Origin of the sequence: Thiobacillus denitrificans DSM 12475, from assembly GCF_000376425.1 — a bacterium.
GTDB classification, from domain to species: Bacteria; Pseudomonadota; Gammaproteobacteria; order Burkholderiales; family Thiobacillaceae; genus Thiobacillus; species Thiobacillus denitrificans.
Map to the genome: position 1 here is coordinate 13,469 of NZ_AQWL01000008.1, position 19,176 is coordinate 32,644.

General features: G+C 63.5%; 17 protein-coding genes. 8 read left to right on the forward strand and 9 right to left on the reverse strand.

Translation table 11 applies throughout. The features are described from left to right. Nucleotides 1-46 precede the first annotated feature (46 nt). The gene (locus B059_RS0112935) at nucleotides 47-2,305 is read right to left on the reverse strand and encodes a hydrogenase iron-sulfur subunit (RefSeq protein WP_018078681.1); all 2,259 of its coding nucleotides are present in this window, start codon (nucleotides 2,303-2,305) and stop codon (nucleotides 47-49) included. Nucleotides 2,306-2,308: 3 nt separating this feature from the next. Beyond that, nucleotides 2,309-3,592 (reverse strand): CoB--CoM heterodisulfide reductase iron-sulfur subunit A family protein, encoded by a 1,284-nt coding sequence (locus B059_RS0112940; protein ID WP_018078682.1) that lies wholly within the window; start codon nucleotides 3,590-3,592, stop codon nucleotides 2,309-2,311. A gap of 542 nt (nucleotides 3,593-4,134) precedes the next feature. On the opposite strand from B059_RS0112940, the gene B059_RS0112945 reads away from it, so the two are divergent. Beyond that, on the forward strand, nucleotides 4,135-4,350 hold the full coding sequence (locus B059_RS0112945) for a hypothetical protein (protein ID WP_157273695.1): 216 nt from the start codon (nucleotides 4,135-4,137) through the stop codon (nucleotides 4,348-4,350). A 39-nt stretch (nucleotides 4,351-4,389) separates the two neighbouring features. After that, nucleotides 4,390-5,043, forward strand: coding sequence for a rhodanese-like domain-containing protein (locus tag B059_RS0112950; RefSeq protein WP_018078684.1), 654 nt, complete (start codon nucleotides 4,390-4,392; stop codon nucleotides 5,041-5,043). 106 nt (nucleotides 5,044-5,149) lie between these two features. On the opposite strand, the gene B059_RS0112955 is transcribed toward B059_RS0112950, so the two are convergent. Then, nucleotides 5,150-5,725: a metallophosphoesterase family protein gene (locus B059_RS0112955; RefSeq protein ID WP_245538797.1), complete on the reverse strand. Its 576-nt coding sequence runs from the start codon at nucleotides 5,723-5,725 to the stop codon at nucleotides 5,150-5,152. 40 nt (nucleotides 5,726-5,765) lie between these two features. Then, nucleotides 5,766-6,314 carry an inorganic diphosphatase gene (gene ppa, locus B059_RS0112960; protein WP_018078686.1) on the reverse strand — a complete coding sequence of 183 codons (549 nt, stop codon included), beginning with the start codon at nucleotides 6,312-6,314 and terminating at the stop codon, nucleotides 5,766-5,768. 108 nt (nucleotides 6,315-6,422) lie between these two features. Here ppa and mfd point away from each other — a divergent pair, with 108 nt between their 5' ends. The 4 genes from mfd (at nucleotide 6,423) to B059_RS0112980 (ending at nucleotide 11,788) form a co-directional block, all read left to right on the forward strand. Next, the gene (gene mfd / locus B059_RS19085) at nucleotides 6,423-9,845 is read left to right on the forward strand and encodes a transcription-repair coupling factor (protein WP_018078687.1); all 3,423 of its coding nucleotides are present in this window, start codon (nucleotides 6,423-6,425) and stop codon (nucleotides 9,843-9,845) included. A gap of 6 nt (nucleotides 9,846-9,851) precedes the next feature. After that, on the forward strand, nucleotides 9,852-11,087 hold the full coding sequence (locus B059_RS0112970) for a DUF1015 domain-containing protein (RefSeq protein ID WP_018078688.1): 1,236 nt from the start codon (nucleotides 9,852-9,854) through the stop codon (nucleotides 11,085-11,087). An 86-nt stretch (nucleotides 11,088-11,173) separates the two neighbouring features. Then, a complete protein-coding gene (gene flgM / locus B059_RS0112975) occupies nucleotides 11,174-11,482 on the forward strand; it encodes a flagellar biosynthesis anti-sigma factor FlgM (protein ID WP_018078689.1) in 309 nt (102 codons plus the stop codon). A 96-nt stretch (nucleotides 11,483-11,578) separates the two neighbouring features. After that, the gene (locus tag B059_RS0112980; RefSeq protein WP_018078690.1) at nucleotides 11,579-11,788 is read left to right on the forward strand and encodes a heavy-metal-associated domain-containing protein; all 210 of its coding nucleotides are present in this window, start codon (nucleotides 11,579-11,581) and stop codon (nucleotides 11,786-11,788) included. 16 nt (nucleotides 11,789-11,804) lie between these two features. On the opposite strand, the gene B059_RS0112985 is transcribed toward B059_RS0112980, so the two are convergent. From B059_RS0112985 to B059_RS0113005, 5 genes are read right to left on the reverse strand one after another with little or no spacing between them, the layout of a single operon-like run. Beyond that, entirely contained in the window at nucleotides 11,805-13,865 is a 2,061-nt protein-coding gene (locus B059_RS0112985) for an EAL domain-containing protein (protein WP_018078691.1), read from the reverse strand. 32 nt (nucleotides 13,866-13,897) lie between these two features. Continuing rightward, entirely contained in the window at nucleotides 13,898-14,851 is a 954-nt protein-coding gene (locus tag B059_RS0112990; RefSeq protein ID WP_157273696.1) for an ABC transporter substrate-binding protein, read from the reverse strand. Next, a complete protein-coding gene (gene dnaQ, locus B059_RS0112995) occupies nucleotides 14,848-15,552 on the reverse strand; it encodes a DNA polymerase III subunit epsilon (RefSeq protein ID WP_018078693.1) in 705 nt (234 codons plus the stop codon). Before dnaQ ends, B059_RS0112990 begins: the two co-directional genes overlap by 4 nt. Nucleotides 15,553-15,562: 10 nt before the next feature. After that, the gene (gene rnhA, locus B059_RS0113000) at nucleotides 15,563-16,009 is read right to left on the reverse strand and encodes a ribonuclease HI (protein ID WP_018078694.1); all 447 of its coding nucleotides are present in this window, start codon (nucleotides 16,007-16,009) and stop codon (nucleotides 15,563-15,565) included. After that, the gene (locus B059_RS0113005) at nucleotides 15,999-16,742 is read right to left on the reverse strand and encodes a class I SAM-dependent methyltransferase (RefSeq protein ID WP_245538798.1); all 744 of its coding nucleotides are present in this window, start codon (nucleotides 16,740-16,742) and stop codon (nucleotides 15,999-16,001) included. Before B059_RS0113005 ends, rnhA begins: the two co-directional genes overlap by 11 nt. Before the next feature lie 23 nt (nucleotides 16,743-16,765). On the opposite strand from B059_RS0113005, the gene gloB reads away from it, so the two are divergent. Both gloB and B059_RS0113015 read left to right on the forward strand, forming a co-directional pair. Then, on the forward strand, nucleotides 16,766-17,536 hold the full coding sequence (gene gloB, locus B059_RS0113010; protein WP_018078696.1) for a hydroxyacylglutathione hydrolase: 771 nt from the start codon (nucleotides 16,766-16,768) through the stop codon (nucleotides 17,534-17,536). Nucleotides 17,537-17,655: 119 nt separating this feature from the next. After that, nucleotides 17,656-19,164, forward strand: a complete 1,509-nt coding sequence (locus B059_RS0113015; RefSeq protein ID WP_018078697.1) for a LysM peptidoglycan-binding domain-containing protein — start codon at nucleotides 17,656-17,658, stop codon at nucleotides 19,162-19,164. Nucleotides 19,165-19,176 lie beyond the last annotated feature (12 nt).

A 19,176-nucleotide genomic window follows, 5' to 3' on the forward strand; every position in this document is an offset into this window, starting at 1 on the left:
TCCTTGCCTGCTGAATGATGCATCGTCAAAAATGGCCGATGCATGACTAGAATCCCTTGAACGGGCTGGGGCCGACGGCGACCAGCTCGGCGGCATACTTGTCGATCATCTCGGGCACCCGCTGGATGTCGGTGATGGCGACTTCGAGATCGCGCACCCGCTCCGATTCCAGGTTCAGCGTCTTCAGCGTGTCGTCGATCTTGGACATCCGCACGCGGCCCAGTTCGGAACCCTTGACGAAGTGGCACTGGTATTCGTCGCCGGATTTGCAGCCCATCAGCATCACGCCGTCGTAACCCGCGTTCAGCGCATCGGTGATCCAGATGGTGTTGACCGAGCCGAGGCAGCGGATCGGAATGATGCGCACGAAGGCCGAATACTCGTTGCGGCTCATCCCCGCCATGTCGAGCGCCGGGTAGGCGTCGTTCTCGCAGGCCAGGATCAGGATGCGCGGCTTTTCCGAGAACTCGTCGGGAATGTCGACTGCCTTGATCTGCGCGCCGACGGTGTTGACCGAGTAGTTCTCGAACGAAATCACCCGCACCGGGCAGGCGCCCATGCAGGTGCCGCAGCGGCGGCAGCGCGATTCGTTGAACACCGGGAAGCGCTTCTCGTCCTCGTCGATGGCGCCGAACGGGCACTCCACCGTGCAGCGCTTGCACTGGGTGCAGCCTTCCAGCCGCACTTTCGGGAACGACAGGTCGCCCGAGCGCGGGTGCGCGGCGCGGCCGAGTTCGGCGTTTTCCAGCGCCTGGATCGCCTTCAGCGCGGCGCCGGTGGCATCCTCGCGCGCCTGCACGATGTCCATCGGGCGGCGCACCGGGCCGGCAGTGTAGATGCCGGTGCGGCGGGTTTCGTAGGGGAAACAGATGAAGTGCGAATCGGTGAAGCCCTGCTTCAGTTGCGGCACGTCCGGACCCTGGCGGTAGGTCAGGTTGAGGATGGAGATCGGCTTCACTTCCACCGTGCCTGCGGCTTGCGGCTCGCCTTCCTGGCCTTCGACCTGCGGCTTGGTCAGTGCTTCGATGTTGACGCCCGAGTTCGCCACCTGGCCGGTGGCCAGCACCACCAGGTCGACGTCTACCATCGCGGCGTCGGCGTCGTCGAGGATCAGGTCGTGGAACTTCACCGTGCTGGTGGCGCCGTTGGGCAGCACCTGGGCAACCTTGCCCTTGGTGAAGACGACGCCTTTTTCCTGCGCGCTGCGGTAGAAATCCTCGCCGTTGCCCGGAGTGCGCAGGTCGGTGTAGATGATGGTGGTGTCCACCGCCGGGTTGGCGTCCTTGAAGTACATCGCCTGCTTGATGCTGGCGTTGCAGCAGAAGCCCGAGCAGTACGACAGGTGCTGGCCGCTGGTGTCGCGCTGGCCGGCGCACTGCACGAACACCACCGATTTCACCGGTTGGCCGTCCGACGGACGCCGGATCACGCCATCACCCGCCGCTGCGGCGGTCGCCAGTGCTTCCAGCCCGGCCTGGTCGACCACGTTGGGCGACTGGCCGCCACCGAGTTCCGGCAGCTTGTTCATGTCGTACAGGGTGAAACCGGTCGCCTGCACGATGGCGCCGATGTCCTCGGTGTGGGTCGCACCCGATTCGGTGGCGATGTCGACCACGAAACGTCCCGGCGCGCCGTCGGTCTTGGCGACGGTGGCGTTGAGGTAGACCTTGATGTTACTGTCGCCCAGCACCTGCGAAGCCAGATCGGCCACGCCGGTATCCATCGGGGATTTGTACGGCTCGTGCACCGGCACGCGCTTGTAGAGCTTGCCGGCCCAGCCGCCGAGTGCGCCGGACTTTTCCACCAGCACCACCGGGTAGCCGGTCTTCGACGCTTCGATTGCGGTGGTCATGCCGGTGACGCCGCCGCCCACCACCATCAGGGTCTTGCTGCTGCCGGTGTTGGCGTTGCCGCCAGGCGCGGTCATCGCCTTCACTTCGGCGCAGCCCATGCGGATGTAGTCTTCCGCCATTTCCTGGGTGGTCTCGCGCGCCTCGTCGGTGTCGGGGCGGATCCAGATCACGCCCTCACGCAGGTTGGCGCGCGCCACCGCGTTTTCCGGAAAGAAAAATGCCTCGGTCTTGGCACGGCGCGAGCAAGCGCCGATCATGACATGGGTGACGCCCTCGTTGGCGATGTCGTTCCTGATCATCGCCACGCCGTCGGCATTGCACAGGAAATCGTGCGACTTCGCCAGCGGCACCTTGCCGTCCTTCTGGGCAACCTTGACCAGCGCGTCCGTATCCAGACGCTCGCCCAGTCCACAGCCCTTGCAGATATACGCTGCGACTTTGATGTCAGCCATTGTTTAAGCCTCCGCCTTTGCTACTTTGTTGACCACCTGGATGGCGCGCAATGCCGCCGCGGTAGCCGATTGCACGGCACGGTTCACGTCCAGCGCATTCGTCGCGCAGCCGGCGCCGAATACGGCGCCATTGGCCGGGTCGGCTTCGATGAAGCCGCTCGAATCCGCCACGATGTGGCCGGGAATGTTGATGCCCTTGACCGAGGGCTCCATGCCGACCGCCAGCACCACCAGATCGTGCGGCGTGGTGTAGCGCTTGTAACCCTCGGTGTTGACGCCATGGCACACCGCGTTGCCGTGCTCGTCTTCGGTGATCTTCGCCACCTTGGACTTGATGAAGGTGACCGAGGAATCGGCCTGGACTTTCTGGTAGAAGTCCTCGAAACGGTCGATGGCGCGGATATCGATGTAGTAGATGGTCGACCTGCCGTCTTCCGGATACTTCTCGCGCACGTAATGCGTCTGCTTCAGCGAGGCCATGCAGCAGAAGCGCGAGCAATGGCGCAGATGGTTCTCGTCGCGCGAGCCGGCGCACTGGATGAAGGCGATGTTCTTCGCTTCCTTGCCGTCGGACGGACGCAAGATCTTGCCGCCGGTGGGGCCGTGGATGTCGGCCAGACGCTCGAACTCGACGCTGGTGATGACGTTCTTGAAGCGACCGTAGCCGTAGGGCTGGATCTTCGCCGCGTCGTAGGGCTGCCAGCCGGTCGCCCAGACCACTGCACCGGCCTTGATCTGGATCGTCTCCTCCTGCATATCGAGGTCGATCGCGCCGTACTTGCACGCGGCTTTTGCCCGGTCGGCGTCGGCGCTGCCGATGATCGCCGGGTCCAGCACGTAGCGCTGCGGATAAGCCATCGCGTTCGGCAGGTAGGCGGCCTTGTGCTGGCCAAGGTTGTAGTTGAACGGGTCGTCCACCATCGTTTCGACCGCGCGTCCGCAGTCGCCGCAGGCGGTGCAGTTTTCGTTCACGTAGCGCGGCTTGACCTTGACGGTGACGGTGTAATTGCCGGCGTCGCCTTCGATGCCGCCCACTTCGGCCAGCGTCAGCACCCGCACGCGGGGATTGTTCTTAAGGCGGCGCAGGTTGATTTCCAGCCCGCATACGGGGTGGCACAGCTTGGGAAAGTAGCGATACAGCTGGGAGGTGCGTCCGCCCAGTGCAGGGTTCTTCTCAACCAGAACGACGTTCTTGCCGGTTTCGGCCGCTTCGAGCGCGGCGGTCATGCCGGAAATCCCGCCGCCGACCACGAGTATGGTCTCGTTGGTTGCAACATGTTCCGTCATTGTTTTCTCCAACAGATGGATGCAAAATTTTTGAATAATCATCCGGGACATCTATCCCGGATAGCGGGTTTCAAACCCGAATTCGACATCCGAAATAGTACCCCCAAGGCCATGCCCGCCGCCACGGGCAAGCGCGCAATTTCAATCGAAGTTTTCTATGCGCGAATAAGGGGAAGTGCTTATGGCTGCGCCACACGGTCTGCGTGAAAGCGGGGGCGACGAAAACGATCTGTCGCACGCCTTTGTTTTTCGTGAAGCCGGGCAGTCCATCCGCCGATGGGGAGCGCCCCATTCGCGCAAGCCCGTTCCGCCGTTACTCAGGGTTGCGCGATCCGGTTCGGTCGCCCCCGCAGCAGGTGTCATGACAACCTGACTCTTTGCCTGACTATTTTGTCATCTTTTTTCTGCGGAAAAATCTGAATCCATTTTCAATCAAGCAAATAAGGCATTGGCACACAAGATGCTTAAAAGGGACAGGGGAAAAATGCTCACCCGATCAGCTACGTGGAAATCACCGCTATTGAATACCCTGAGGAAACAGGATGACGAAACTATCCAATTTATCTTGCATGATGGCAGCCGTGCTGTGTCTGGCCGCCGGCATCGTCCATGCAGCAGACGATACCGAAACGCAGCAGGCCGGACCGACTGTCGCCAGCACTTCTGAAAACCCAGCCAAACCCAAGGAGAACGCCGCCAGCACCAACTCATCGCAAAGCAATACGACCGAAACCAAAGAAGAACCGGCTTGCAATTAAATCAGACCCCCTTGCTCGCCCACAGTCCAGGAGACAATAATGAAGCTTCGCACCCTATTCGCCGCATCCACTCTGTTTACTGTTCTCGCCATGCCCATGGCGGCCAGTGCACTGGAGGTCAACCTCACCGCCGATCTGCCTTCGGTCGAGGTGATGCATGACGGCCAGAAAATCGCGATCATGCGCAATCAGGATCAGAAAAACACCATCAATCCCGATTTCGCCAAGACCTCGCGCAAATGCCCGCCTTTCTGCATTCAGCCAGGCGAACTGGCAACTGGCGTCGATACCATCGGTGAACTTGAGATCATTCATTACCTGAAGAACATGAGCGACGGCGACAAGTCCATCATCGTGGTGGATTCGCGTACGCCTGACTGGGTTGAAAAAGGCACGATCCCCGGTTCGGTCAATATTCCGTGGGACAAACTCAACATCGGCAAGTCGGATCCCATTACCGTGCAGGAAATCCTTGAAAAGCATCTCGGCGTCAAGAACCAGGATGGCTTCTACACGTTCGACAATGCCAAAACCGTCGTCATGTTTTGCAACGGTCCCTGGTGCGGCCAGTCGCCCACCAACATCAAAGGCCTGCTGAAAATCGGCTACCCAGCGAATAAAATCAAATGGTACCGGGGCGGCATGCAGGACTGGGAAGTGCTGGGGCTGACCACGGTCAAGCCCGCGAAATAAGAGCGCACGGCCAGCAGCATAAAAAACGGGGCGTCATGCCCCGTTTTTTATTCCCTCTGCCGCGTGCATTCCAGGCCACGCTGCGCGGAGGCGTGTCGACACCACCCTAGACGTGCGGCGTGACGGGCGGCAGCACCGAGGCCGGCGCCGCCTCGACGGCGACAATCTCGAACTGCATTGCGGCGAGGTCGGCCATGATGTAGGTGGGGGGTGCGCCGACGCCGCCGACGGTGCCCGGATTGATCAGCCAGGCATGTCCGCCTTTGACGGTGGCCACTTGCGAGATACTGGACTTGTGATCGTGGCCGCAGCACACCAGATCGTAGTCGCCGGTGCAGGCGAGCGCGTGGGCATAATGCGGGTAATGCACCAGGAACAGCGCGCGATCGGCTAGCGTGAAAGCGGCGTCCTGGCCGTGGTAGCGGATTACGCTGTTGGGCTCGGCGGCGAGCCGGCTCATGTTGTAGAGATCGCCGGTATTGTTGCCGTGGATAACGTGCACCGGCAGTTCGTATTTCTGCAGCACGCGCAGCGTGGTCGGCGCGACCACGTCGCCGCAGTGCAGCACCGCTTCCGCCCCGTGTGTCTTGGCGTGCTCGACCGCCGCACCCAGCAGGCGTCGGTTGTCGTGGGAGTCGGAGAGGATGCAGACTTTCATTGGCTTGGCAGATTCAAGTTGCAAGACTCAAGGTTCAAGAAGCCGTTGCAGCGCACCTTGCACCTCAGAACGCCGGCTTGTCCGCGGCGTTGCGATAGCGTTCGACGCCGGCGAGGATTTCGGCACGGGCATCGTCGACGCCGGCCCAGCCTTCGATCTTGACCCACTTGCCATTCTCGAGATCCTTGTAATGCTCGAAGAAGTGGGCGATCTGCGCCAGCAGCAGGGCTTGCAAATCTTCCGGCTTGTTGACGCCTTTATAGAGACCGCACAGCTTGTCGACCGGCACCGCCAGCAGCTTGGCGTCGACGCCGGCCTCGTCGGTCATCTTCAGCATGCCGATGGGGCGGCAGCGCACCACCACGCCGGTGATCAGCGGGATCGGCGTCACCACCAGCACGTCGACCGGGTCGCCGTCTTCCGACAGCGTGTGCGGGATGTAGCCATAGTTGCAGGGGTAGTGCATGGCAGTCGACATGAAACGGTCGACGAACATGGCGCCGGATTCCTTGTCGACTTCGTACTTGATCGGTTCGCCGTGGGCGGGAATTTCGATGATGACATTGAAGTCATCCGGCAGGTTACGGCCGGAACTGACGTGGTTGAGACTCATGGAATATCAGGGGCTGAGCGGGAAAGGCGGGCATTATACCTGCCCTCGACTCGCCTCTGCACTGCGGATGCGCCCGGCTGCCGTTTCTAGGATAATCCCGTTATTTGCATGACGTTCTTCTCCCCTGCTTCCCGGCCTTCCGGCCCCCTGCGCAGCCAGTCCGGCCTCGCCGGCGCCGCCGATGCGCTTTATCTGGCCGAACTGGCGCGCCATGCCGCGCCGCTGGCCGTGGTGTGCGCCAGCGCGTGGGACGCCAACCGGCTGGCCGAGGAGCTGCGCTGGTTCGACCCTGAGTTGCGGGTATGCGCTTTTCCCGACTGGGAAACCCTGCCCTACGACACGTTTTCGCCGCACCCGGACCTGATTTCCGAGCGGCTGGCGACGCTGTACCAGATTTCGCGCGGAGAATTCGATATCGCCGTGGTCGCGCTCTCCACCGCGCTGTACCGGCTGGCGTCGCCTGCCTTCCTCGCCGCCCACACGTTTTTCCTCAAGCAGAAGGACACCCTCGACGAAGCCGCCTTCCGCGCGCAGATGGCGCTGGGCGGCTATACCCACGTCAATCAGGTATTCGCACCAGGCGAATTCAGCGTCCGCGGGGGACTGATCGATCTTTTCCCCATGGGCAGCGCGCTGCCTTACCGCATCGACCTGTTCGACAACGAAATCGAGACGCTGCGCGCATTCGATATCGACACTCAGCGCAGCATCTATCCGGTGGAGGAAATCCGCCTGCTGCCCGCGCGCGAATTCCCATTCGACGAGGCCGGAATCACCCGTTTCCGGCAGAATTTCCGCGAACGCTTCGAGGGCGACCCGTCCAAATCCAAGCTGTACAAGGATGTCAGCAACGGCCTCGCGCCGGCCGGCATCGAGTACTATCTGCCGCTGTTTTTCGAGGAAACGGCGACGCTGTTCGATTACCTTCCCGCTGCCACGCGGCTGGTGTTCCACGGTGCGCTCGACCCCGCCGGCCAGGCGTTCTGGGCCGACGCACAAGGCCGTTACCGCCTGTTGTCGGGCGACAAGGACCGCCCGCTGCTGCCGCCGGCCGACCTGTTCCTGCCGACCGACACCTTTTTCAGTCTGGCCAGGGCCCATGATCGACTGGATATCGAACAAACCGGTGACGGCCTCGCCCGCCTTGTCCCGCCCATTTCGGTCGACCGCCGCGAAGCCCGCCCGGTCGCCCGGCTGCTGGACTTCATCGACGGCTTCAAGGGGAAAACCCTGATCGTCGCGCCGTCGGCCGGACGACGCGAAACCCTGCACGAATATTTGTCCGAACACGGCCTCCACGCCACGCTGTGCGGAAACTGGGCCGATTGCCGACAGCACGCCAGCCGCATTCTGCTCACCCACGGCCCGCTCGCTGAAGGCTTCGTCAGCAGCGATGGCCAGATCGCCGTCATCACCGAGACCGAGCTCTACGCCATTCCGCCGAAGACCCGGCGCGCGCGCGAAGCCCGCGCCACCCAGATCGACAACCTGCTGCGCGACCTCTCCGAGCTCAAGCCCGGCGATCCGGTGGTGCACGCGCAGTACGGTGTCGGCCAGTACCTCGGCCTGATCAACATGGACCTCGGCGACGGCGACACCGAGTTTCTGCAGCTCGAATATGCCAAGGGCGACAAGCTCTACGTGCCGGTTGCCAACCTGCACCTGATCTCGCGCTACAGCGGCGCCGGCGAAGGCGCGGCGCCGCTGCACAGGCTCGGCACCGACCAGTGGGAGAAGGCGCGCCGCCGCGCCATGCAGGCGGCACGCGACACCGCCGCCGAGCTGCTGAATCTGTATGCGCTGCGTGCGGCGCGCGAGGGCCACGCGTTCCAGTTTTCGCCGCACGATTACGAGGCCTTCGCCGAAGGCTTCGGCTACGAGGAGACCCCCGACCAGGCCGCCGCCATCGCCGCGGTGATGGCCGACATGCAGTCGGGCAAGCCGATGGACCGGCTGGTGTGCGGCGACGTCGGCTTCGGCAAGACCGAGGTCGCGCTGCGCGCCGCCTTCATGGCGGTGATGGGCGGCTACCAGGTGGCGGTACTGGTGCCCACCACCTTGCTGGTCGAACAGCATTTCCAGAATTTCTCCGACCGTTTTTCGGCCTGGCCGGTGAAGCTCGCCGAACTGTCGCGCTTCCGCACCGCCAGGGAGCAGGCCGAGGCGCTCACCGCGCTGAAAGAAGGCAGGATCGACATCGTCATCGGCACCCACCGGCTGATCCAGAAGGACGTCAAGTTCGCCCGCCTGGGGCTGGTCATCCTCGACGAGGAACACCGCTTCGGCGTACGCCAGAAGGAGCAGCTGAAGGCTTTGCGCGCCGAGGTCGACGTGCTGACGCTGACCGCCACGCCGATCCCGCGCACGCTGGCGATGTCGCTCGAAGGCATCCGCGATTTCTCGGTCATCGCCACCGCCCCGCAGAAACGGCTGGCGGTGAAAACCTTCGTGCAGCCGTTTTCCGCCGGACTGATCCGCGAGGCGGTGCTGCGCGAGCTGAAGCGCGGCGGCCAGGTCTATTTCCTGCACAACGAAGTCAGCACCATCGAGGCCATGCGCGAACGGCTGGAAAAGCTGCTGCCGGAGGCGCGCATCCGTGTCGGCCACGGGCAGATGGGAGAACGCGAGCTGGAACAGGTGGTTCGCGATTTCTATCAGCAGCGCTATGACATCCTCTTGTGCACCACCATCATCGAAACCGGCATCGACATTCCCACCGCCAACACCATCCTGATCAACCGCGCCGACAAGTTCGGGCTCGCCCAGCTGCATCAACTGAGGGGCCGCGTCGGACGCTCGCACCACCAGGCGTTCGCCTACCTGCTGGTGGACGAGGACCGCAGCCTGACGCCGCAGGCAAAAAAACGCCTGGAAGCCATCCAGTTGATGGAAGAACTGGGCTCCGGCTTTCATCTCGCCATGCAGGATCTGGAAATCCGCGGCGCCGGCGAAGTGCTGGGCGACAAACAGAGCGGCGAGATCCTCGAAGTCGGCTTTTCGCTCTACAACGACATGCTGGCCGGCGCGGTGGCGAGCCTGAAGGCCGGCAAGGAGCCGGACATGAGCCAGCCGCTCGGCGTAGTGTCCGAGATCAACCTGCACCTGCCCGCGCTGCTGCCGGAAGACTACTGCCCCGACGTGCACGAACGGCTGGTGCTGTACAAGCGGCTGGCGAGTTGCCAAACCCCTGACGATCTGGCGGTGATGCAGGAGGAACTGGTCGATCGCTTTGGCGAACTGCCCGATACGACACGCGCCCTGCTGGCCGTGCACCGTCTGCGCATGTCCACTCGCCCCTACGGCATTGCCCGGCTGGACGTGTCCGGCGAGGGTATGAGCGTGCAATTCGTTCCCAACCCGCCCGTCGATCCGGGTAAAATCATCGAGTTGATCCAGGGCAGGGCCGGCTACCGGCTCGCCGGCCCCGACCGGCTGAAGCTAGCCACTCCCCTGCCCGACGTCGCCCGGCGTGTCGGCGCAGTGACCGCATTCCTCGCCGCACTGGGCGACCCCATTTCACCCGCAAAATAACCGTCTATGAACCTGATCCAGCCTTTCGCCGCCCTCCGCCCCGCATCGGGACGCGCCAACGATGTCGTCGCCCCACCCTATGACGTGCTGTCGACGGAAGAAGCTCGCGAGCGAGCGGGCGGCCGTCCATGGAGCTTCCTGCACATTTCCAAGCCGGAAATCGACCTGCCGGCGGAGACTAGTCCCTACGCCCCCGAGGTCTATGCCAAGGGCGCCGAGAATCTGCAGGCCATGATCAAAGCCGGCGTGCTGGTGCGCGACCCGGCGCCCTGCTACTACGCCTATCGCATCGTAATGGGCAGCCACAGCCAGACCGGCATCGTGGCCGCCGCCTCGGTGGCGGACTACGATACCAACCGCATCCGCAAGCACGAATTCACCCGGCCCGACAAGGAGGACGACCGCGTGCGACAGATCGACGCGCTCGACGCGCAGACCGGTCCGGTGCTGCTGGCCTATCCCGCCGCGCCCGAGATCGACACCATCCTGGCTGCTGCGTCCAGTGGGGCGCCCGATTCCGACGCCGAACTCGACGGCGTGCGGCACACCCTCTGGGCGATCCGGGATCCCGCGATTCTGGCGCGCATCACCGCCGCATTCAACGCCATGTCCGCGCTTTATATCGCCGACGGCCACCACCGCTCCGCCTCGGCGTCGCGCATCGCCGCCACGCGGCGGGCCGCCAACCCGGCGCACACCGGTGCCGAGCCCTACAACTTCTTCCTGTCGGTGATTTTTCCCGCGCACGAGATGCGCATCCTGGATTACAACCGGGTCATCGCCGACCTCAACGGACTTTCCGCGGAAGCCTTCCTGGAGCGCGCTGGCGCCGCCTTCAGCGTCGAACCCGCCGCCAGCGCGGTCAAGCCGGAGCAGCCGGGCAGCTTCGGCCTCTATCTGGCCGGCCGCTGGTACCGCCTGACTATCCGCCCCGACCTCATCCCGGCCGATCCGGTGGGGCGCCTGGACGTCAGCCTGCTGCAGAACAACCTGATCGCGCCCGTCCTCGGCATCACCGACCCGCGGCGCGACAAGCGCATCGACTTCGTCGGCGGTATCCGCGGCCTGGCCGAGCTCGAAAAACGGGTCGACAGCGGCGAAATGGCGCTGGCGCTCGCGCTCCATCCCACCCGCATGGAAGATCTGATGGCGGTGGCCGATGCCAATGAAGTGATGCCGCCCAAATCCACCTGGTTCGAGCCCAAACTGGCGGACGGCCTGGCCTCGCATGTTTTAGGGTAAATTCACCTTAAGGTTTTCCGGAACCATGCCGTATACAAAGGTAAGTTGTATCCATTCCGGAAAACAGGCCCACAGGAATCCAGCTCGTGAAAATCGACAAGCGCATCACCCCGCCCGCCGCCGGCAAAGTCTCTTCCGCCAAGGGCAAAGGTGCCGGCAAAACCGCTGCTCCCACCGCAGGCAGTGGCGATTCGCTGACATTGACCGAGTCCAGCACCCGTATCCGTTCGCTCGAATCCCAGCTGGCGTCGGTCGATGTCGCCGATGCGGGCAAGGTCGAATCGGTCAAGGCCGCGCTGGCCAACGGGACCTTCGCGGTCGACGCCGAGGTGGTGGCCGACCGTCTGATCGACCATACCAAGGAAACCCTGCGCAAACGCCCGCGCAAGAAGTGATTTCCACCTGGATCGCGAGCCCGCGGACACAATCCGCGGGCTTTTGTTTTTCAGCTGGAATAAAATCGTGCCCTGAAACTTCCTTCGGGGGACAGCATGAACGAAATCGTTTTATCCGTGACCGGCATGACCTGCGGCGGCTGCGTCAACAGCGTGCAGAAGGTATTGGCCGCATTACCCGGTGTGCGCAGCGTCGAGGTCACGCTCACGCCCGCTCAGGCGCGCGTGGCATACGATCCCGCCCGGATCGACCGCGCCGCCCTGGAACAGGCCGTCGTCAATGCCGGTTTTGGCGTAGCCGCCTGAAACACCGGGCCTGCGCTCAGGCTTGATCACACAGCTTTTCCAGGGGCTCCGGGCGGTGTATGCCGCTCCCCTGCACATAGTCCACCCCGATCTGTCTCAACAGCGCCAGGATCTGATCCGACTCGACGTACTCGGCCACCGTTCTCAGCCCCATCTGGTGGCCGATGCGGTGTATGGCTTCGACCATTGAACGATCGATCCGATTGTTCACGATATCGCGCACGAATGCGCCGTCGATCTTGAGGTAATCCACTTTCAGATTCTTCAGATAGGTGAAGGACGACAAGCCGCTGCCAAAATCGTCCAGTGCGAAACTGCACCCGAAACCGCGCATGGCCTCAATGAAATCGTTGACCACGGCGAGGTTGCCGATGGCTGCCGTCTCGGTGATTTCAAAGCACAGGTGTGGTCCCAGGACGGGGTTTTCCTGCAGCCGCGCCAGCAGCATGCGGCGAAAAGCCGGGTCCTTGAGCGACGCCCCCGACAGGTTGATCGCAAACAGGTAACGCAACACGCAATCTGTCGCCAGATACTGCCGGCACAGACGCAGCGTTTCCTCGATCACCCAGCTGTCGAGTGCGGGCATGATGGAATAACGCTCGGCTGCCGGAATGAAAGCCATCGGCAGAATTTCGCTGCCGTCGTCGTCCACCATCCGCAACAGCAGCTCGACGTGGCGGGTGGACTCCGCTGCGCCGTCGGTGCGGCGGATTTCCTGCCATGACAAGCGCAGGCGCTGCTCCTCCAGCGCCCGCTGAATCCGCGTCACCCATTGCATTTCCCCGCGGTGGCGCACCAGTTCGGAATCGCGGCTTTCATACACGTGAATCTGGTTGCGGCCACGGTCTTTTGCCACATAACACGCGGCATCCGCCGCTGACAGCAGGCCCGCCGCGGTGCCGCTGTCGCGGTTGATCGCCACCATGCCTACGCTCATGCCGACCGAGAAAATGCGATCCCCCCATTTGAAGCGGAAGCGCTGCACCTCGGCACGGAAACTGTCCGCCACCTCCAGCGCATCCGGGATGCTGCAATTTTCCAGCAGCAGCGCAAACTCGTCGCCTCCCAGGCGGGCCAGCGTATCGCGTTCGCGCAGCTTGCCTTTCAGCAGCAGGGTCAGCTGGCGCAACAGTTCATCGCCTGCCGCATGGCCGCAGGAATCGTTGATCACCTTGAATTGATCGAGATCCATGTAGCACAGCGCGTGTTCCCGATCTTGCTGCAAGGCCGACAGCAGGGTGCGCTCCAGCCGCTGTTCGAATTCGCGGCGGTTGATCAGCCCCGTCAAGGCATCGTGGCTGGCCTGATAGACCAGGCGTGCCGTGGCCCGATCGATTCTCTCCTGCATCTGATCCTGCATCGTCTGCAAATGTGCTGCCATGTGATTGATGCCGCGTTGCAGCATGCCCAGTTCGGCTTGCCCGCTCAGTTCCACCCGCTCATCCAGGTGCCCCTCGCCAATGCGGCTGACCGTATGCGTCAAGGCCAGAATCGGCCGCGTGATCTGGCGTCCGATACGCCACGCCAGATAGAGGCTGACGCCCAGCCCCGCCAGCAGGATGACCAGGCTGCGCAGGATGGCATCGCGCTGGCTCTTGATGGTGGCGCTGCGCGACACGTCCAGCCCGACCCAGCCCAGCAGCCGGGTCCGGGCACCCTGCGGCGCCGCCCGTTCGTCGGTCGCATTGAAATCATCCACACCCACCTCGGTACGCGTGACCGGCGCGTAATACACCAGCCGGTCTTCGTATTCGATCTGCTGGATGCGATCCACGGGCAGTTCACCCTGCCCAGGGTAGGTCCATACCCCGAGACCGACCTGCGCCAGCCTCTGGCCGCTATCGGTGAATACCGCCACTCCGCGGATATCGGGCTCGATCGCCGCTTTTTCGAGCAGGGTCTGCAGCACCCCGATATTCCCCGAAGCCACGCCGTATTCGGCCGCTGGCGCCAACTGGCGCGCAATCGCCACGGCACGGGTGCGCAACGATTGATCCAGATCGTCAATTTTTCCGGTGATGAGCTGAAACAGCAGCAAGACTCCGACAATCGCCACCGGCACCATGGCCAGAACCATGACGCGTCCCCGTATCCCCAATGAAGCCGCCATCAGCGCACCCCCCCCAAACGCTTTTCCAGTTCGGCTGCCGGCGGCAACGTAAAGCCGAGCGAACGCGCCACCTGTTCATTGATCGAAATGCTGAAATAGGCAGGCGGGGCCGGCAACGGCAGACGCGCCACGCTGCCCTGCAAGGCACTGCCCACCCATTCGGCAGCCTGGCGGCCGATCTGTGCCGGGCTGGAATGCAGCGACAACAATGCCCCCGCTCGCGTCAGCGAGCGCGAATAGCCCAGCACCGGGTCGCGGTAGCGGTAGGATGTGAGCAGAATGCTTTGCGCCGTATTGCGGTTGAACACCTGCGGATCGGGAAAGGCTAGCAATAAATCGGCCTCGGACAACACGTTTTCAAGCTGCGGGATCAGCCGTGCATCCTCGGCTAGGGTGGCGTGCACCAGGCTGAGTTGCTGCAAACGCAAGGCCTCGTCCAGTTCCGCCAGCAGCCCGCCCTGTTCCCTGCTCGACAGCACGCCCACACGCCGTGCTTCGGGAAAAGCCAGACGGATCAGCTGTGCCTGCCGCTCGAACGGTTGATCCAGATAGATTGCCGACGCGCTGCGGCGACCACCGTCATTCAGACGAGTGCGCCCGGTTTTGAGGTACCACGCTCGTGGCACCAGCACCGCCAGCACCGGCGGCCGCGCCGGGAGCGTCGCCACCACTTCGGCTGCGCGCACCCCCACCGCAACGGTCAACCGGACCTCATTCAACGAGGGCGCGGCCAAGCCATCGGCATCCAGCCGGCTGACCTCGTGACGGGTGCCGTCCAGATACGCGCGGATGACCTGATAGACCTCCTGGTAGGGAGCCGAATCGTCGCTCAGCACCACCGCCACCCGCGCGGCGAGGGCCGGCGGCGAGGCGAGGAGCAGACAGGCAAGCGCCAGCCCCAGGCGCGCGATGCGGCATAATGCACCCCGCCTGCGCGGCACCCAAGCCGTCAAGTCGCCCCCTGCTCCATGCCCCACAGGCAGGTGCCCTTGCTTTCCTTGGCAATCGCCTCCAGCAGGCTTGCATGTGCCTCCAGCTCGACATTCGACGCCGCCAGCAGGATGGGCCTGGGACGTGCGTGCGCGGCATCCCGGGCAGCCTGTTCGCTGCGCATTTCCAGCCCGATCGACAGGCTTTCCTGGCCGCGCGTCAGCGCCAGGTACACCGCCGCCAGCAGCTCGCAGTCGAGCAAGGCGCCATGCAGCGTGCGTGCCGTGTTGTCCACGCCATAGCGTTTGCACAGCGCATCCAGGTTGTTGCGCTGGCCCGGGTGCAGGGTCTTGGCCAGCGCCAGGGTGTCGGTCACGCCGTCGCACCAGGCCGCCAGCGGCGTCATTTCCAGCAGGCGCAACTCCATGTTGAGAAAGCCCACATCGAATGGCGCATTGTGAATGATGAGTTCGGCGCCCTGGATGAAGTCGACGAATTCCCGGGCAATATCGGCGAAGCGCGGCTTGTCCTGCAGGAATTCGGGGGTGATGCCGTGCACCTGCATCGCCCCGGCGTCGATGTCGCGGTCCGGGTTCACATAACGGTGCAGGTGGTTGCCGGTGAGCCGCCGGTTGACCATTTCCACCGCCGCCACTTCGATGATGCGATGCCCCTGGCTGGGATCGAGGCCGGTGGTTTCGGTATCCAGAATGATTTGCCGCATAGTGTCAGCTTCAGTGTTGTTGCGCCTGCAGGACGCCCTGGTTGGCCAGCGCATCGGCACGTTCGTTTTCGGGGTGGCCGGCATGACCCCGCACCCATTTCCACTCGATGCGGTGCTGCTGGTTCAAGGCATCGAGCCGCTGCCACAGATCCTGGTTCTTCACCGGCTTGCCGTCGGCGGCGCGCCAGTTGCGCCGCTTCCAGCCGGGCAGCCATTCGCTGATGCCTTTTTGCACATACTGCGAATCGGTATGGACTTCGACCATGGAGGGACGCTTCAGCAATTCCAGCGCACGGATCACCGCGGTCATTTCCATGCGGTTGTTGGTGGTGGCGGCCTCTCCGCCGTAGATTTCCTTGCGGTGGCCGTCCGTCACCAGCAGGGCACCCCAGCCGCCGATGCCGGGATTGCCCTTGCAGGCACCATCGCTGTATATGTAAATGGTGTCAGCGTTCACGATGGACCCGATACTGTTTGAGATTGATCACCTTGGCCGCAGGCGACAGAAAACGCTGTGTCACCGGCGTTTTCCACTGCGGCAGGATGATGTTCATGCCCTGCACGCGCTTCACCGCCTGCAGAAAATACACGCCGCCACCCATCGCCCACCAGCGATCGCCGGCAGGTTCCATGAAACGCAGCCGCCGCAGCCAGTTTGCGCGGTTGATCGGCGGACGGTAGCAGCACATGCTGCCGGCCGCCACCTCGAGGCCCAGCAACGCCATCCAGTCTTTCACCCGCGAAATATTCAGGAAGCTGCCGTTCCACGGATAACCGCATTCGCCGCCCTGCAGCCTGCGTGCCAGCCCCCACAGGCTGCGTGGATTGAATCCGGCCAGCACCAGGCGGCCTTCCGGACGCAGCACGCGTTCGGCCTCGCGCAGCACCTGATGCGGGTTGGCGCTGAACTCCAGCACGTGGGGCAGCAACAGCAGATCGAGCGACTGGCTCTCGAACGGCAGGAACATGGCGTCGGCCAGGACCTGGGCGGGCGCTTCCACCGCGCACGTCACCCGCAGCGGAATACGGCTGTTGCGCAGGAAATCGATCTGCGGCAGCCCCAGCTGCACGGCGTTGAAACCGAACACATCCGACACTGCACGGTCGAAATAGCGTCGCTCGCGGAACAGCAGATGCTTTCCCAGCGGCGTATCGAACCATCCTTCATCCAGCTTGGATAACATAGTCATTCCTCCTGTCCGGCACCCTATCCATGTTGACCCTCATCCCCCTGCCCGCGTTCACCGACAACTACATCTGGGTGCTGCACGACGGCCGCCACGCCATCGCCGTGGATCCCGGCGATCCGGCGCCGCTGATTGCCTTTCTCGATGCGAATCGGCTCGCGCTGACGGCGCTGCTGATCACCCACCATCACCGCGACCATACCGGCGGCAACACCCTGCTGCATCAACGCTACGGCTGTGCCATCTACGCGCCGGAGAATCCCTCCATTCCCGCCGTCAGCCATCCCCTTCATGGCGGCGATTCGGTGGCACTGGCCCAGCCGGAGGTGCGTTTCGAGGTTCTTGCCACTCCCGGTCACACGCTCGACCACCTCAGCTACGCCGGCCACGGTTTCCTGTTTTGCGGCGACACCGTATTCGGCTGCGGCTGCGGCAAGCTGTTCGAGGGCAGCGCGGCAATGATGGCTGCCAGTCTCGATGCCATTCTGGCCCTGCCCGATGCTACCCGAGTCTGCTGCGCGCATGAATACACCTTAAGTAATATCGACTTTGCCAAAACCCTGGACGGCGGCAATCCTGCCCTGCTGGAACGCGAACGGCAGGATCGCGCGCGGCGTTCGCGCAATCAGCCCACCCTGCCGTCCACCCTAGCCCTGGAAAAAGCCACCAATCCATTTCTGCGCTTCCATGATCCCGACATGACGGCCTTTGCCGCCCGTTATCTGAATCGGCCGCATCCCGATCCGGCCGAGGTGTTCGGCGCCATCCGCGCCGCCAAGGATGCCTGGGATGGTTGACCGCCCCCGTCCGACCCCTTAGGATGGGCGCTTGTTGAGTACGGGAGACCGACTTGCCCGGAATCAAATTGGCCCGTCCCCGACCGGCCAGCATCAGATTAAACCGATTCAGCCTGGCCGTGCTTGCACTGCTCTTCAGCTACCCCGCTGCTGCAACGGAATCCCTCGCCGCCATCCAGGCCCTGGAATGGGGCGCTGACGCCGACAGCGCAGCCGCCGACGTTTCCCCCGCCAGCGCCAGCCAGGACGATGTCTGGCAGCGCATCCGCAACGGCTTCAGGATCGAAGACGTCGCATCCAACCCGCTCGTTGCCGTGCACGAATCCTGGTACGCGGCGCGGCCGGAATCCGTGCGGCGCATGGTCGACCGCGCGCGCCGTTACCTGTTCCATATCGTCGAGGAAGTCGACCGCCGTGCGATGCCGATGGAAATCGCATTGCTGCCGATGATCGAGAGCGCATTCAACCCCACCGCGCTGTCGCCGGCCGCCGCCTCGGGCATCTGGCAGTTCATTCCCTCCACCGGCCGCCTCTATGGCCTCAAGCAGGACAACTGGTACGACGGCCGGCGCGACTTCACCGCCGCCACCCGGGCGGCACTCGATTACCTGGGCAAGCTGTATCTCGATTTCGGCGACTGGCAGCTGGCGCTGGCGGCCTACAATTGCGGCGAAGGCTGCGTCGCGCGCGCCATCCAGAAGAACGTCCAGCAGGGACTGCCCACCGATTACGCCAGTCTGTCCCTGCCCAGCGAGACCCGCCATTATGTCCCCAAACTTCTCGCCATCAAGAACCTGATCCGCAATCCCGAACAATACGGCATCGCCATCGACGCGCTGCCCAACCAGCCCTATTTCGACCAGGTCACCGTCCATGCCAGCATGGACATCCATTCCGCCGCACGGCTGGCGGGCATGAGCAGCGACGAGTTCATCGCGCTCAACGCCGCCTTTCCGCGCAAGCTCATCCGTTCCGACACGCCGGTCAACCTGCTGATCCCGGTCGACAAAGCCGACAAATTCCAGCGCAACCTGGAGAGCGCCAGCTGGGACTCCTGGCAGCCCTATGCGGCTCAGAAAGGCGAACGTCCCGAAGCCATCGCCAAGCGTTTCGATGTCAGCCTTGCCCGCCTCGAAGAACACAACCAGTTTCAATTGAAACGCGGCAAACTGGCGCGCGCGCAGACCATACTCGTCCCCGTCAGGGGCCGTGGCGTGGCCGCGGCGCAAAGCGCCGCCCCGGCAACCACGATGAACAACGCAGGCCAGCACCAGGTCGAGCGCGGCGATACGCTGTTCGGCGTGGCACGCCGTTACGGCCTGACCGTCGCCCAGCTGACCCAGGCCAACCCCGGCCTCGATGGCGGTCTCAAAGCCGGGCAGACCCTGCGCGTCCCCCCGAACGAACAGGCTGCCCGGCAGCCCGAGGCCTTCCGGCACGTCGCCTACAACCCCCTTCCCGAAAAACCTGCCCAGCCGGTTCATTACACCGTCAAGCGCGGCGACAGCCTGCACGCCATCGCGCAGCGTTTCGACGTCAGTCTGGCCGATCTCAAAACCTGGAATCCGGTTTTCGGGAATGATGGCGGCATCCGCGCGGGCCAGCGGATCGTGGTCAAACACCCCTGAAGCCCGCCGTTG